This window comes from Mycolicibacterium gilvum (assembly GCF_900454025.1).
In the GTDB taxonomy this organism is placed as follows: Bacteria; Actinomycetota; Actinomycetes; order Mycobacteriales; family Mycobacteriaceae; genus Mycobacterium; species Mycobacterium gilvum.
In genome coordinates, this window is the sequence record NZ_UGQM01000001.1 from 5,225,341 (window position 1) to 5,240,739 (window position 15,399).

The 15,399-nt window shown below is 64.8% G+C and carries 13 protein-coding genes; 7 read left to right on the forward strand and 6 right to left on the reverse strand.

The features are described 5' to 3' along the window. Positions 1-88: 88 nt before the first annotated feature. From DYE23_RS24560 to DYE23_RS24580, 5 genes are all read left to right on the forward strand, one after another. Positions 89-1,252 carry a steroid 3-ketoacyl-CoA thiolase gene (locus tag DYE23_RS24560; RefSeq protein WP_115328418.1) on the forward strand — a complete coding sequence of 388 codons (1,164 nt, stop codon included), beginning with the start codon at positions 89-91 and terminating at the stop codon, positions 1,250-1,252. Next, positions 1,252-1,638, forward strand: coding sequence for a DUF8021 domain-containing protein (locus tag DYE23_RS24565; RefSeq protein ID WP_115328419.1), 387 nt, complete (start codon positions 1,252-1,254; stop codon positions 1,636-1,638). Before DYE23_RS24560 ends, DYE23_RS24565 begins: the two co-directional genes overlap by 1 nt. A gap of 9 nt (positions 1,639-1,647) precedes the next feature. Next, the gene (locus tag DYE23_RS24570; RefSeq protein WP_115328420.1) at positions 1,648-2,148 is read left to right on the forward strand and encodes a nitroreductase family deazaflavin-dependent oxidoreductase; all 501 of its coding nucleotides are present in this window, start codon (positions 1,648-1,650) and stop codon (positions 2,146-2,148) included. Positions 2,149-2,200: 52 nt separating this feature from the next. Next, complete coding sequence (locus DYE23_RS24575; RefSeq protein WP_115328421.1) at positions 2,201-3,106, forward strand: glycosyltransferase family 2 protein; 906 nt, start codon at positions 2,201-2,203, stop codon at positions 3,104-3,106. 98 nt (positions 3,107-3,204) lie between these two features. Beyond that, entirely contained in the window at positions 3,205-4,158 is a 954-nt protein-coding gene (locus DYE23_RS24580) for a GH39 family glycosyl hydrolase (protein WP_235660488.1), read from the forward strand. A gap of 16 nt (positions 4,159-4,174) precedes the next feature. On the opposite strand, the gene DYE23_RS24585 is transcribed toward DYE23_RS24580, so the two are convergent. Genes DYE23_RS24585 through DYE23_RS24600 form a run of 4 tightly spaced genes read right to left on the reverse strand, consistent with a single transcriptional unit; the run spans position 4,175 to position 9,453 of the window. Continuing rightward, positions 4,175-5,704, reverse strand: coding sequence for a lipopolysaccharide biosynthesis protein (locus DYE23_RS24585; protein WP_147292301.1), 1,530 nt, complete (start codon positions 5,702-5,704; stop codon positions 4,175-4,177). Between the two features lie 22 nt (positions 5,705-5,726). After that, a complete protein-coding gene (locus DYE23_RS24590; RefSeq protein ID WP_115328424.1) occupies positions 5,727-6,674 on the reverse strand; it encodes a glycosyltransferase family 2 protein in 948 nt (315 codons plus the stop codon). Further along, complete coding sequence (locus tag DYE23_RS24595) at positions 6,634-8,031, reverse strand: O-antigen ligase family protein (RefSeq protein ID WP_115328425.1); 1,398 nt, start codon at positions 8,029-8,031, stop codon at positions 6,634-6,636. The genes DYE23_RS24590 and DYE23_RS24595 overlap by 41 nt, the downstream gene beginning before the upstream one ends. Before the next feature lie 15 nt (positions 8,032-8,046). Beyond that, positions 8,047-9,453, reverse strand: coding sequence for a tyrosine-protein kinase domain-containing protein (locus tag DYE23_RS24600; protein WP_308207158.1), 1,407 nt, complete (start codon positions 9,451-9,453; stop codon positions 8,047-8,049). A 445-nt stretch (positions 9,454-9,898) separates the two neighbouring features. On the opposite strand from DYE23_RS24600, the gene DYE23_RS24605 reads away from it, so the two are divergent. Next, positions 9,899-11,839, forward strand: coding sequence for a cellulose biosynthesis cyclic di-GMP-binding regulatory protein BcsB (locus tag DYE23_RS24605; RefSeq protein WP_235660489.1), 1,941 nt, complete (start codon positions 9,899-9,901; stop codon positions 11,837-11,839). On the opposite strand, the gene DYE23_RS24610 is transcribed toward DYE23_RS24605, so the two are convergent. Continuing rightward, a complete protein-coding gene (locus DYE23_RS24610) occupies positions 11,836-12,963 on the reverse strand; it encodes a glycosyltransferase family 4 protein (RefSeq protein WP_115328428.1) in 1,128 nt (375 codons plus the stop codon). The genes DYE23_RS24605 and DYE23_RS24610 overlap by 4 nt on opposite strands. Before the next feature lie 3 nt (positions 12,964-12,966). Continuing rightward, positions 12,967-13,920 carry an NAD-dependent epimerase/dehydratase family protein gene (locus DYE23_RS24615; RefSeq protein WP_115328429.1) on the reverse strand — a complete coding sequence of 318 codons (954 nt, stop codon included), beginning with the start codon at positions 13,918-13,920 and terminating at the stop codon, positions 12,967-12,969. A gap of 146 nt (positions 13,921-14,066) precedes the next feature. Between DYE23_RS24615 and DYE23_RS24620 the strand changes: the two genes are divergently transcribed. Then, the gene (locus tag DYE23_RS24620) at positions 14,067-15,281 is read left to right on the forward strand and encodes an IS110 family RNA-guided transposase (RefSeq protein WP_115327778.1); all 1,215 of its coding nucleotides are present in this window, start codon (positions 14,067-14,069) and stop codon (positions 15,279-15,281) included. Positions 15,282-15,399 lie beyond the last annotated feature (118 nt).

Genomic DNA, 15,399 nt, shown 5'->3' on the forward strand with positions numbered 1-15,399 from the left:
TTCCAGTAAAACATGCCTCTACCGCAGATAAAAGGCACGCAGGCATCGCTGCTTGTCAGACTAATGAAACGTGTTCTAGCCTGACGGAATGGGTACCCCTGTCATCGTCGAAGCCACCCGCAGCCCCATCGGTAAGCGCAACGGCTGGCTGTCCGGTCTGCACGCGACCGAGCTCCTCGGAGCGGTACAGAAAGCACTCGTCGAGAAGGCCGGCATCGATGCGGGTGACGTGGAGCAGGTCATCGGCGGCTGCGTCACGCAGTACGGCGAGCAGTCCAACAACATCACGCGCGTCGGCTGGCTGACGGCGGGACTGCCCGAGCACGTCGGCGCCACCACCATCGACTGCCAGTGCGGAAGCGCCCAGCAGGCCAACCATCTCGTCGCCGGCCTGATCGCCACCGGCGCCATCGACATCGGCATCGCCTGCGGCATCGAGGCGATGAGCCGGGTCGGCCTCGGAGCCAACGCCGGACCGGACCGCGGCCTGATCCGCGCGTCGTCGTGGGACATCGACATGCCCAACCAGTTCGAGGCCGCCGAGCGGATCGCCAAGCGGCGCGGGATCACCCGCGCCGATCTCGACGCGTTCGGGCTGGCCTCACAGACCAAGGCCAAGCAGGCCTGGGCGGAGGGCCGCTTCGACCGCGAGATCTCGCCGATCTCGGCGCCGGTGCTCGACGAGAACAAGCGTCCCACCGACGAGTGGGCGCCTGTCACGCGCGACCAGGGTCTGCGCGACACCACCGCCGAGGGACTGGCATCGCTGAAGCCCGTGATGGAAGGGGCGATCCACACCGCGGGCACCTCGTCGCAGATCTCCGACGGGGCCGCCGCGGTCCTGTGGATGGACGAGGAGAAGGCGAAGGCCGTGGGGCTCAAGCCGCGCGCGCGGATCGTCGCCCAGGCCAATGTCGGCGCCGAGACCTACTACCACCTCGACGGCCCCGTGCAGTCGACCGCCAAGGTGCTGGAGAAGGCCGGCATGAAGCTCGGCGACATCGACCTCGTCGAGATCAACGAGGCGTTCGCGTCGGTCGTGCTGTCCTGGGCGCAGGTGCACGGCGCCGACATGGACAAGGTCAACGTCAACGGCGGCGCGATCGCGCTCGGACATCCGGTGGGCTCCACCGGCGCCCGGTTGATCACCACCGCGTTGCACGAACTGGAGCGGACCGACCGGTCCACCGCACTGGTCACCATGTGCGCCGGCGGTGCGCTGTCCACCGGCACGATCATCGAACGCATCTAGTGCCTGTATCGGACGAGGACCGCATCGCCGCGGCACAGGCCTACATCAGCGCGCTCGCCAGCCACCGCGCCGACGACGTGCCGTTCGCACCGGGTTGCACCCGCGTGGAGGTCGGCGTGAAGACCGGCTTCTCGGGTGATCACCTGCGCCGCAGCCTCAACCGGGGCTTGCAGTACAAGGTCATCAAGGCGGTCACTGCTCCCGAGTTCACCGTCGACGGCGACACCGTGCGTGCCCGGTTCGAACTGTCGACCACACCGGCGTTGGCGGGCCGCAGCGTCGGCGCGCGCATCGATGAGACGTTCCTGATCCCGGCCGACGACCCGTCCGGCCGGGCGCAGATCCACCACATCAACGCCTCGATCCGCCCCTTCCTGAGTCGTTAGGAACCCGCCATGACCAAAGCTCCCAAGCCACTCACCCCCAAGCAGGTCGAGAGCCTCAACTCGAACGCGGTCGGCACCGGCATCAAGTGGATGTCGAAGTTCAACACCTGGGCGTACAAGGCCACCGGCGGACGCCTCGGCGCGAAGTGGCGCGGCGGGTCGAACCGGTTCTCGGCGCCGCCGCCGGTCGGAATCCTGACCACGATCGGCCGCAAGTCGGGTGAGCCGCGGGAGAGCCCCCTGCTGTTCCTGCGCGAGGGCGATCGCATCGTCCTGGTCGCCTCTCAGGGTGGACGCGCGACGAACCCGATGTGGTACCTGAACATCCAGGCCAATCCACAGGTCACGTTCCAGGTCAAGAACGAGAAGCTCACCCTCGTCGCCCGCGACGCGACCGACGCCGAGCGCGACGAGTACTGGCCGAAGCTCGACGCGATCTATCCGGATTTCGTGAATTACCGGACCTACACCGACCGCAAGATCCCGATCCTGATCTGCGATCCGGCCTGACGGCCCGGGAGATCCACCCTCGCTCAGCAAACCGTCTACTAGGCTTCGGCTTATGACCGGCGCCGGCGGTTCGGACGAGCACAAGGTACGCATCGGCGTCGCAGTCACCACTGTCGGTCGCTGGGATTCTCTTCGTGAACTGCTGGGTGATCTTGCGGAGCAGACGTATCCCCCGAGTCTGATCGCGGTCGCGCATCACGATGTCACTGCGACAGCGGAGTTGGACGACATCGTGAAGGCCTTCGCCGACTCTTTGGAGATCCGCACAGTGGTCAGTCCTCGCGGCATCTCCAACGGGCGCAATGCGGCCGCAGCTGCGCTGGGAGACGAGGTCGACTGGCTGTGGTTCCCGAACGACACCACCCGTATCGATGCTCAAACCCTCGAGCTCCTCTCCCACCACTGTGTCCCACCGTCAACGGCCGTTGCCGCACAGCTGGTGGATCGTGAGGGCCCCAGAAACCCCCTGCCGGTCCCAGGTTCGGCCCTGACCCGCCGCAACGTGTGGGGTGCGATGGAGCCGGCGACCCTGTTCGAACGCACCGCATTCGAGGCCGCGGGCGGATGGAATCTCGCACTCGGGTCGGGGGCGGACACCCCGTGGCAGTCCGGCGAAGGGCCTGATCTCCTGCTTCGGATGGCAGAACGCAAAGGCTTCGCCATCGACTGGGTTCCCGACGTCGCGATTCAGGCTCAGACAGAGTTCGCCCATCTACCCGTTCACGAACGGCGACGCAAGCAACGCAGTTACGGGCGTGGGCACGGGTATGTGCTACGTACCTGGCGGTACCCGCTCTGGTACAAAGCAGCCAATCTCGTGGCCGCCGCACTGATGCCTCTGCGCAAGCCCGAGAAGTTCGGCCCGGGTGAGGCGTTCGCTCTGCTGGTCGGCCGGGCCGAAGGTGTGCTCGGGCGGCCGTTCACCCGCAGTGATGACCACCGCGCCATCTTGCGATGACCGGAGGGCGCAAAACCAGAATCTGGCTATCGGCACTACTTCTGATATGCGCCGGCGTCACCTCTTGCCGAGCGGTCGATCCCCCTGTCGAGATCGGCATGACACTGCATCTGCGCGACAGCGACGCGGCGGCCCTTGATCGGCAATTCGAACTGATGTCTGCAATGGACGTGCAGTGGGTCAGGGTCGACATCGACTGGTCAGTTGTGGAACGGGAACGTGGACGTTTCGACTGGAGCTTTTCCGACAAGGTTGTCGAGCTGGCCGCTGCGCACGGAATGAACGTCCTTGCCGTGCTCGGCTTCACACCACAGTGGGCACGGGCGTCGAGTACCCCCGCCACCGAGACAGCGCACTACTCCCGGCCCGAGAAGTTGAGCGACTGGGCAGTCTTTGTCCAGACGGCAGCCGAACGTTATGTCCCGCGGGGGATCCGCACCTGGGAGATCTGGAATGAACCGAACACCAGCAAGTTCTGGCCGCCGCGGCCCGATGTCAACGAATACGGCCACCTGTTCTGGGTCGCGGCGGACGCCGTGCGCGCCGTCGATCCCGAAGCCACGCTCCTCATCGGCGGCCTGGGACCGAAGTTCGAAGAGCCCGACGCCGAGGTCCCGCCGACGGAGTATCTGCAACTTCTCTATGCCAACGGAGCTGCCAAGTACGCGGACGGCATCGCCGCCCACCCGTACAGCTTCCCTTCGCTCCCCACAGACGTCGATCAACGCATGCTCGGAGGTTTCAGGGATCTTCCGGAGTTACACGCCGTGATGGACCGCAACGGCGACGGGCAAAAGAAGATCTGGATCACCGAGTTCGGCGCGCCGACGGGTACCGGCCCGCACGCAGTGTCAGACCAGGACCAGGCCGTTGCACTGCTCGAAGCACGTGAACGGCTCGAATCTTGGGATTGGTCGGGCCCTCTCATCTACTACGAACTGGTCGACGGCGGCCCTGATCTCAGCGACACCGAACAGAACTTCGGGGTACTTCGCGAGGATCTGTCCCTGAAACCGGCAGCAGAGGCACTGCTGGACGGCGCTTCTGGTTGAGGAAGACCCATCGCCGTCACGGACCGCGCCTGTCGGCCGGCACCAGCAGCATCATCAATCCCGACACCAAAGGCCTCAGTCGTGAGGGCGCCCTGTCGATCAGTCGTGCCGGAATACCCGGGGCGACCATCGGGATCACCGCGAGCAGTCGAATTGCCACCAGGAAGGTCAGAACAGCGGCGGGGATCGCGATCCACAACGAGGCGATGCCGCCCCAACCGAGCACGATGCCGTAGGCGACTCCGGCCTGCGCGACAGCAGCCAAGGCGATCGCTGCGAGCGCCCGATAGGGCGGCGAAACGTTCAGACGTCGTGTCACGTAGAAGGTCTCGATGAGAACGACGGTTACCTGCACTATGCCCCGGGACCATGCGGCGCCCATCAGCCCGAACCGGGGGACGAGAAGGAAGCCGAGCGCGAGGGTGCCGAGCAGACCAATCCCGTTCGACATCAACAGGAAGCCGGTCTTGCCGATGCTCTGCAGGAGGTAGAAAGTCGTGACGCCCAGGCTGCTGATGGCTGCGGCGATCAGCAGAACCGATGCGACGGGAACCGAGTTCTCGAATGCGCTACCGAACAGAAGCGGCACCAGCACGGGGGCAAGCGCCGCCAAACCGAGACACAGCGGAACGATGACCATCGCAATGAGCGCCGTCATCGTGCGGTACAGGCGGTGCATATCCTCCCGGGCGCCGAGGCCGTGCTGCTCGCTGAACCGGGGCAGCAACGCTGAAAGTAGAAGGGGCGGTAGCTGTACCGCCATTTCGGCCACGGTCACCGCGGCCGCGAAGAACCCGACTGCCTCGAGCCCCGTGTAATGCTCCAGGAAGAGAACCTCGGTGCGGCCGAACACGAGGCCACCCAGCACAGCCGTGGCCCAACTCGTGAGCGCAAAACGGGTGACCTCCTGCCGCAGCGATGGACTCACCTTCGGCTTGATACGCAGCAGACGACCAATCCTGGCTGCCGGCAGCAGGTTTCCGGCGACGTAACCGGCCAGAGCACCCGGGATTCCGAAGAACCAGGCACCCGCCGTGATCACCACCAGTTTTATCAAGGCCGACACTGCCGACAAGCGCGCCAGCTCTCCGAAGCGCTGCTCGCCTCTCAGGTAGAACTGATAGACCTCCGCCATGCGCCAGAGGATGAACCAGATCAACGCCACTGCGATCACGATGTCGCGAGAAGACTCCGAACCCGCATCGGTCGCCTCGCGGCCCGGCCAGTAGAGGTAGGCGAAGAGTAAGAGAGTCCCGACGACCGCGGCAAGTATCGACAGTCTGGTGGTGGCTCCGATCAGCCCGTCGGCTTCGTCGTCGTCTCCCGCGGCACGCAGCTTCGGTATGAACCGTTGTTGCACGATACCGATACCCAATCCGGCGACCATCGACCCGATTGTCACGCAGAAGACCACGTAGGCAAGGACTCCCAAGTCGTCCGGACCGAGTAGGCGGGCTGTGATCGCGTTGCCGATGAATCCGGCAAGCGCGACCGCAGCACCGGACCCGAACCCGAGCATGGTGTTTCTGATGAACGATGGCGGCATCAGTACCACCGGCCTGCGGAGCTCATTCCGGGCCGCGTCGCCGAGTCGCGCCTGCGCGGATACGTCCCGCTGAGAGCTTCAACAGTGATTTCACGACGCTTGCCCACGCGAGGACGCCCGGACGTCCGTAACGGATGCCCGCCGCGACGGACCTGGCAACGCCTCGGTAGGACCCCGCGCCCAGCGCTGAGCCGACTGGAGAGGTCAGCATGTAGTCGCCGCGAACGCGCTTCGACTCGTCGGCGAGTTCACTGATGCCCCAGGCGATCAGCTCCGCGCTTCGGTCCACGCCCGACCTGGACAGCGACGCCGGGGTCCACATGATGTCCACGAGGGGCTCGGCCACCTGTATCACGGGTATGTCGGGGAAAGCACGCCGGACTTCGATCAGCCACTTCGGATCGTCGTGAATGGAGCCGGCTGCCACCGAGAGCGGGACCGCCTCGGCCACCGAGCGCGGAAAAACCAAGGTCGAGGTCTGCACCATGTTGAAGGCGCGCTGCGCGCGGAACTCGAACAAGAAAGGAGCGACGGGTTCGTGCGGGGTGATCAGGGTGCGCGGACCGATGATCGGTTCCCGGCCGTCGATGTGGACCGAGAAGCGTGATGCGAGAATCCATTTGTCGCCATCCGGTGCCGCAGCCAACTGAACGGCCAGCTTGTCCTGGCGCCAGACGTCGTCGTCGTCGAGAAACGCGATCACAGTGCCCACTGCGGATTCGACTCCGACATGTTTGGCCAAGCTGGGTCCCACCCGCCCCGACGTCCGCACTACGCGTACCGCAGGCGACTCCGGTAGATCCGGCTCACCGTCGGAGTCCACCACCACGATGATCTCGAGCGGCGGATACGACTGGCGCAATGCCGATTCGACTGCAGATCTCACACTCGCTCGGCAGATGGTGGGTATGACCACGCTGACCGATCTCTCAGATGGGCGCATCAAGCCGGCTCCCGCGGACATCTTCATGTCGAGTCACGATCATCACCGCGAAGATCAACCCACTTATCGGGAAGAGCTGCAGGTTGGGAAGTAGCGCCCACACCGCTTCGGTCGTCGCAGCGACGAAAAACGCGATCAGATAGCCGAAGCACGCGATCTGCTGACTGGGAATCCGGAGGGCACGGGTCGACTTGATCGCTGCCACCAGCAACAGTGTCAGCACCGCCAACCCCAGGAGCCCTGACTTCACCAACGTGTCGACGACCATGTTGTGACCGGTACCCACATAGGCCCATTTGGCGATGTTCGCAGCCTGCTGAGCATCATTGAGAAACCAATTGACGCCCATTCCCACCGCGGGTGATTGCTGCCAGACCTTCAAGCTCTCCGCCCACACCAGGGCACGTTCGGTGAATGCCGAAGGGTCCCAGTCTGCGAACGGAACCGCGAACATCAAGGCCGCGCTCACCCCGACGAGGGCGGTACCGGCCGCCCGAACCGAAATACGCGCGATCGATCGGAACCAGCAGAACAACCACCACATGGCCACCAGAGCAGCGGCGATGAGGGCGGTCCTGGAAGCTGCCGCGATCATGGTTGCGGCGAGGATGACACCGACGGCCAGGCGCAATCTCCGTTCGGGAATGAGCGGCACCAGCGCGAACGCGAGTGCGCAGTACATGCCCAGAACGTTGGCGTGCCCGAACGGCCCGGCCAACTCCCAGCCCGCGACGATCGCCTTCTCCGAGGCCGTGTTGTACATCATGAACTCTGGGATGATCAGCCCGCCGATGAGCGAGTACACCGAGATTGCTGCGACTGTGTACGGCACCCATTTCAGGCCGGAGATCGGAGCGCCGACATTCCAGATCGCCAGGACGAACAAGTTTGCGAGAAGAATCTTCGGCAGATCCGCCGGCGGAGGCACTTGGGGGCTGACCAGAAAAGGGACGTTGACAGCGAGCAACAGCACAAACAGACCGGTGACATCCCGGTCAGGATGGCCGCGCATCGCTGCGACGACGGCAGTCAATGCGAGCAGCACCGCCGAGCCGCCAAGGCTGGCCAGTTGGGCCAGCGGCAGATCCGAGGATGTCTGAGCCTCTCCCGGCGGTAATACCGGCGAGTGTTCGACCATCAGATAGGTGATCAGATCGGGGATGACCACAAGTGCGATCGCACCCACTGTCAACAGGGCGAATGCGCGGTCATTCTTCCGGAAATCCGTTGCCGTCGAGCGGCAGACACGCGGGAGCGCCGCTACATAGACTCCGAAGGAACGGACACGGTCTGTCGTCCTTGTGGCATGCGCTTCGCCGTCCTTCGGCACCGCTGCTACGAATGTGGTTTGGTGTCTACCCTGTTCCAATTCGTGCGGATTCATGGCTGCGCGGACCGTTCACTTGCCGTGGGCGCCGCGGCGCCAGCTCGCACGCTGAGCGCGGGAGCCTGCTCGGGCCTCGCCCGCGGAAACGTCGTAAGTGTCTCCGGAGTCGCGCTTCGTGGGGGGCGTCATCGTCAGAACCGCGCCGAGCAGGGGCCCGCCGGCTCGTGTCAGTCGATGAACTGCCTCGGTGAGCTGTTTGCGCGTGGTCTTTCCGAATCGTGCGACCACGAGCACGCCCTGAGACCTCGAAGCCAGCAGGGCTGCATCCGTGACAAGCAGCGACGGGGAATCGACGATCACGTAGTCGAACTCCCTACTGAGCTCTCCCAGAACCTCACCGGTCACCGGCGATTCGAGAAGCTCGGTGGGATTCGGCGGAACAGGCCCGGATGTCAACGCCTTCAACCGGGGAACGCTCGTGTCCTGCAGCGCTTCTCGGATGCTCGCCTCTCCATTCAACACACTGCTGAAGCCCACCTGCCCGGGGAGCTCGAGATACGCAGCGACCACCGGCCGCCGAAGGTCGGCATCCACGATGACCACCGAGTGGTTCGCCTCGGCAAGTGCCAGCGCCAGATTGACAGCGGTGGTCGTCCTGCCGTCATCGGGTCCACAGCTGGCGATCAGAAGCACACGTGGCCCATCGGCCACCTGGAGAAACCGCAGGTTGATCCGGAGCTCGCGGTAGGCATTGGCGACCTTCGACCGATCCGTGTCGAACGACGGTAGCGGACCCTTTGCCCGCTGTTCTTCGAACGGAACATCGGCCAGCAGTCCGACCCCCGTCACCTTCTCCAGGACATCTGCGCTCTTGACCGTGTCGTCCATCCGGTCTCGGACCAACGCGATGCAGATCCCCAGCAGTGCGCCTGTCACCGCAGCAATGGCGAGCATCCGCGTCGTCTTGGCACTCATCGGGCTGTCGGGCAACTCGGCTCGCTGCTGGATGACCACGCGGGCATTGGGCGGAGCACCCAGCTCTGGTGTCTCCAGCGCTGCAGCCATCACAACGAATTCGTCGGCCAGCGTGTTCGCGATGTCGCGGGCGCGGGACGCCGACGAATCCGTCACCGCGACATCGATGAGGACCGTGTCCGCCGGCACGGTGGCTTCGATCTTCGCCTGCAGGTCGGCCGCAGTCATATCGAGCCCCAGTTTGTCGACAGTGCGCTGGGCGAGTAGCTCGCCCATCACCAACTCGGTGTAGGAGAGCACGCGACGTTCCGCAAACAGGCCGCCGTCATACGTCTGGGTATTGGTGCCATCGGACGTGGTCGCCACGAACATTCGCGTTGTGGCCTGGTACTGCGGCGTGACCACGAACGAGTAAGCGAACGCGGCCAACACGGCAAGGACGGTTGCGCCGCAAATCAACTTCCACCGCGAACGCAAGATCTGCGCGAAGTCCTTGACAGTCAACTGCGACTCTTCATCGCCGATACACTCCCTTTATTCTCACCGCCTGGCGTCCGCATCGAAGGCGCGCACAGACGTGTAACGCTATCCCACAATGGTTCGCCCGGCGGCGATACTCATAGAGCCCCGCGCCGCTGTCCGCCTGTGGCAGCCCGCTCGACGGTAATTGCCTGTCGAGGGCATGTACCCGCCGGTATAGTCCTTTCCCTGTTGGGATTACGAAGCTCGAACACCGAAAGTGGAACCGCGTGCATCCGGTCAGTTCAGTCATGTTGACGTTTTCCCGACAGCCGCCGATGCAAGTCAGCGAGAGATCCGCCGCCGACCTACACGATTCACGCGGGCCTGATTCGGGCGAGGTCAGCGCATGAAGCGCCGTGGCATTCGGGTCCTGTCAGCGATGTTGATCCTCGTCGCTCCGTCCCTGTCCGCGGGATTGCACTCCGGGGTGGCGCACGCGCAGCCAGACGTCGCCGCAGAAGCCGCCGCAGCTCCAGGCCTTCGCCTTCCCTGGCGAGCTCTCGGGCTGGAACCGGAGACCTTCCTCGGCGCGGACAGCAGTACGAGTTTCGTGATACCGGTCCCCCCGGGTCTGACGCCGACACGTCTTCAGGGACTCGTGCACGCGCCCATGAACATCGAGTCGAGCTTCCTGGAGGTCAAAGACGGGGACGGAAGGTTCCTTGCGGCCGTCGATCTCCCCCGGGCGAGTTCGGCGCAAGCGGTCACCCCGCTGGACGTCGATATCTCCGCAGCGCAGGTCCGCGCCGAGGCGGCTGATCTCACTTTGACGGTGAGGCCGCTCGACAATGCCGATCAGTTCTGCGGACCGTTGCAGCAGGTGCACATCAGTGACCTCGCGACGGTCTTCACCGGCGCCGAGTCCTCAGCGGCCACCATTGCGAACTTCTTTCCGCCTGTCCTCGAGCGGGCGGTCATCTACGCGCCTGACGACGCCGACTCAGCGGAACAGCAGGCGGCTCTGACACTGGCGTCGACGGTTACGCAGCTCTATCGCCCGCAACCGGTGGAGGTCCGGGTGGTCAATCATCCGCGCGGCGCGACCCCGCCCCCGGCCGGACAACTCGGGCGTGCCGTGGTGGTCGAGACCGGTGGACAAGCCGGCCTCGACGTCAGGGCACCCGGAAGTCCGGGAGCCTACCTACGGGTCGCTGGTCAGGGGGACGAACTCTCGACGCAGGTGTCACTTCTGGTCAACCAGCTCCAGTCCCTCGTTCAGACCGCGTCGTCCAGGATCGACGCGGCCGGATCCGTAGAGCCCGCCCGGTTGGACAGTCCGACCTTCGGTCAGTTGGGTATGACCGGCAGAACCGATGTTCTTCGCACCGGGAGTTTGAGGGTGGCGACAGACCGCTCAACCCTTGGTGGCCGGATCGACAAGGTCACGGTGAACTTGAAGGCCGATTACACCCCGGTGCCGACCGACGATTCCGCAAGTGTCGTGATCCGTTCCGACGATGTCGTGGTGTACCGGACTGCGCTCGACAACTCCGGACGTCTCGACGCGACGTTCGACATGAGCAGCCAGACTTTCGGCCAGTGGCTCAATCTCGACTTCGCCCTCACGTATACGCCGCAGGAATCGTGCGGGCCCTTCATTGCGCCCATCACCTTCCAGGTCGATCCGCAGTCGACGCTGACGATCAGCCGCGGCGGGCCGCCCCTCCACGGTTTCGGGGCAGTGCCTTCAGAGTTCAGCCCACGCTTCCTTGTCGCTTTCGACGGGAGCAGCCCAAATCAACTGGCCTATGCCGCAGCAGTCGTCGTCTCCATCTCGCGACTCACCGGCGCGCCGTTGCTTCCCCGGGTAGTCGACCTCAAAACAGCGGTCGACGCGAAGGCAGGCGCGCTCATCGTCGCCCGAACCGGAGCACTGAAAGAAAGCTCGCTGAGTCCACCGCTCAGCGGTGAGGGCAGTTCGGTCGAAGTCGGCCTGCCCGTAGAACTCCGCGCGGATTTCGAGGATGGTCTCGGATCTATTCAGGCTTTCGCCGACCGACCCCGCGACCGCTCAGTTGTTCTGATCACGACGACAGATGCGTGGCCACTCGTGGATCCGCTCTTCAACTACCTAGGGCAACTCGAAGGCGGCTGGTCCGCCCTGACCGGCGACGTTCTCGCCGCAGGGACAGGGGGCGACCCCACCAACGTCGCGATCCGCGACGCCGCCGACCCCTCGCAAGGATCAGCTGTTGAGCAGGGCACCCACACGGACTTTGTGGGCAGGTGGGCTCCCGTCGGCGTTGCCGTTCTCATCGCCGTCTCAGTCGCCGCAATCGCCGCGTACCTATGGTCGCGAAGGCGTAGGGCCGCAACCGTGAATGCGAACGGCAGTGAAACTTCCGACGCCCTCGAGGGCCGGAGTTAGTCTCGGCCGCGCGGAGGGTGCCCACTGAGGTCGGAGGCCACCGCCTCAGCAGCTGACCGCAATGACAGCCCTGCCTGTCGTGATTCCACGTAAGCCCTTCCGCGGGAAGCCAGCTCAGCGGTTGCGTCTGCGTCGCGACAGTAGCGCCGAAGCAACTCAGCCAACGCACGGCGGTCGTACGGGTCGAAGTATGCAGCGCCATCACCACACGTCTCCCTCAGCGCGGCGATGTCCGAGGCAAGGACCGCGGTACGGGACGCCATCGCCTCGATCGGTGGCAACCCCGCACCTTCGTGCAGCGACGGCATGACGAGCAGGTCGGCTTGCGCCACCAGCGAGCGAAGGACGTCGAAGTCGAGGCGTCCCATGACGACGACCCGGTCGCCCATTGTCTCGGCGAGCCGGGTCACGCGCTCGTCGCCACCGCGCAGCGCCTCGCCGCTTCCGGCGATCACCAGTTTGTGAGGGACATCGCCGCTTACATCTCCGAACGCTTCCATCAGAAACGGTAGGTTCTTGTGCCACTTGGCGTTGCCGACGTAGAGCACGTAGGGGGCGGTCACAGGCGAAAGTCCGGGCTCGGCAGCGTCGAACCACTCCTCACCGACCGGGATCGGCGTCACACAGGTACGCGCCGCAGGCGCGAACGCTTTGAGTGTGTCCACCGTCGCCTGCGACGGTGTGAAGATGAGACGGCTCCGCCGTGCATCGAGCGTGAGCATCGTCCTGGCGTAGTACTTCCGGGCCGTACTCATTCCGCTGATCGTCTTGTCCATCACGTGCAGGGTGTCGTGCACGGTGACGAACAACTGCATCTTCCGGTGCGCCGGCCGCAGTGCGGTCAGCGGGAACGGATAATGCGGAACCCACAGGCCCCTCGGCCGCGCGGAGCGCACGGTCTGATCCCAAACCCGTTGCTCTGCCATGGAATACATCGGTGCCGTGGCCTGCTCGACAAGCACAGTAGTCGTGTCGCGAAGGGCCGGCGCGGTCTGCCGGCCGACCAGCACGCCGAGCGAGAGCCGACGCTCGGCGAACGTCTGCTCCAGCTCCGGAAGTAGCAGCCCGATGTAGGTCCCGATTCCGCTCTGCCGAATATGTCGGGCGTCGAAGAGCAGGTCCATCGGCTAGGTCAGGCGCCCTTCCAGATCGGGAAGGAAATCCGGGTTGCCCCACATCCGTTTGAGTGTCTCGTCCAGCTCGTGCTGCGGGCTCCATCCGAAGGTGTCGCGTATCCGGGTGATGTCGGCACCGAGGAACGGACGGTCGACCGCACGCATGCGTCGCTCGTCCTGCCGCACTTCGAAGTTCAGACCGAGGACCGAACGCATCCGGTCGACGATCTCGTCGACCGAATACTGCTGTCCGCTACCGAGATTGACAACCTCGCAATGACCCGGCTCTGGGGCGGTGCCCAACGCGGCAGCGGCGAACCCGCTCGCGGCGTCCAGCACGTCGATGTAGTCGCGCTTGGGCCACGTGTTGCCGAGATAGATCGCCTCCGGGTTGTCCCGCAGCTGGACGACGATGGCAGGTAGAAGATGCGGGTTCGTCTCGCCAGGACCGATGACGTTGAACAAGCGGACGATGACGCCGGAGAGATTCCTGCTCTCGGCGAGTGCCCGCAGGTAGACCTCACCCTGCTGCTTCGTGTAGCCATAGATGTCGACCGGCTCCACCACAGATTCGAGTTCACGATGGGCGGCTTCGTCCGGTCGGTATACGGCACCACTGCTGGCGAACACAAAGCGGGTTCCCGGCGCGCAGGCGGCCAAGAGGTTCACCGTGCCTGTGACGTTGGTGGCCACGGCGTTGGCCGGGTCGCTGTCGCACTCGGGGATGTAGTGGATCGCCGCGAGGTGGACGATCACCTCTGGTGCGAAATCGTCGATCAACGCGCGCGTCGCCGCCGCATCGCGAATGTCGACCCTGCGAAACGCGAATCCGTCCGGTTCCCCTTCCAGCCAGTCGGGCGTGCCGTACCGGAGCAGGTCGGCGACGAGCACTTCCGCACGGTCCTTGAGCGAGCGGACCAGTTGCTTGCCGACGAATCCGGCGCCGCCGGTGATCATTACCCGCATGAACTCTCCTTAATCCGCTGATATAGATCGAGTTGGTCCTTCTCAAATGCCTCCGGAGGTGTCAGGAAGGGATCTGTAACTGATTCCTTTCGGGGTCCGTGTGTTGACGCACGTGGACCTCCTGACACACCCCGGAGGTGTTTGTTGTGTCTGTGCATGGAGCTCCAGTCACGTCGTCCACCATCGTCGTTGCCGTCGATGTCGGCAAGACTTCTGCAGTGTTTTCGGTGACCGACGCGGCTCGACATCGATTGCTCACGCCGTCGGAGTTCGCGATGAACCGGTCGGGTTTGATCGCTGCGACGACTCGCGTGATGGCCGCGGTGCCTGCGTCGGGGCAGGTCAAGGTCGCCGTGGAGGCTGCCGGCCATTATCACCGACCAGTGCTCGACCATCGGTGGCCCGAGGGGTGGGAAGTGGTGGAACTCAATCCCGCTCATGTCGCCGAGCAACGCCGAGTGCAGGGCCGGCGACGGATCAAGACCGACGTCATCGACTTGGAGGCGATCACCGAACTCGTGCTGAGTGGACACGGTTGCTCGGTCGTCGACCGTGATGTCGTGATCGGCGAACTCAGTGCTTGGGCTGCGCATCGGAGCCGACGAGTGGCCACGCGCAGTGCGACGAAGAACCAGTTGCTCGGTCAATTGGATCGGGCGTTTCCCGGACTGACCCTGGCGCTGCCCGACGTGCTGGCCACCAGGATCGGCCGGCTGGTCGCCGCCGAATTCTCCGACCCGGCCCGTCTGGCAGGGCTCGGAGTCAGCCGGCTGATCCGGTTCGCCGCGACCCGGGATCTGCAGCTGCGTCGTCCGGTCGCGGAGCGTTTGGTCGCTGCGGCCCGCGATGCACTGCCGACCCGCGACGCGATGATCGCCCGCCAGATCCTGGCCGCCGACATGAACTTGCTGGCCGACCTCGACGACCAAATCCAATCCGCGGAGGCCGCACTGGGAGAGCTGCTACCGCGCAGCCCCTACGCGACGTTGACCTCGGTGCCGGGCTGGGGCGTGGTGCGGGTATCCAATTACGCTGCTGCCCTTGGTGACCCGAAGCGGTGGCCGGGACCGCGGCAAATCTATCGTGCGTCGGGGCTGTCTCCGATGCAGTACGAATCGGCGCACAAGCGCCGCGATGGCGGCATCAGCCGTGAAGGCAGCGTGGCGCTGCGCCGCGCCCTGATCGACCTCGGCATGGGCCTGTGGCTCAGTGAACCGGCAGCCAAGACCTACGCCCACGGGCTAAAGGACCGCGGCAAGCCCGGCGGCGTCGTCGCCTGCGCGTTGGCTCATCGTGCCAACCGCATCGCTCATGCACTGGTTCGCGACCACGCCACCTACGAACCGACCCGCTGGGCCTGAACCCCTGACACCCACCGCGAAAGGACCGAATCAGACCCTTCACAACCCCTGTCGGTAAGTGCCACGCTAAGAGGACGGGACGAAGGGCCGGATCAGATGCCGTATCCGCTATGGCGGA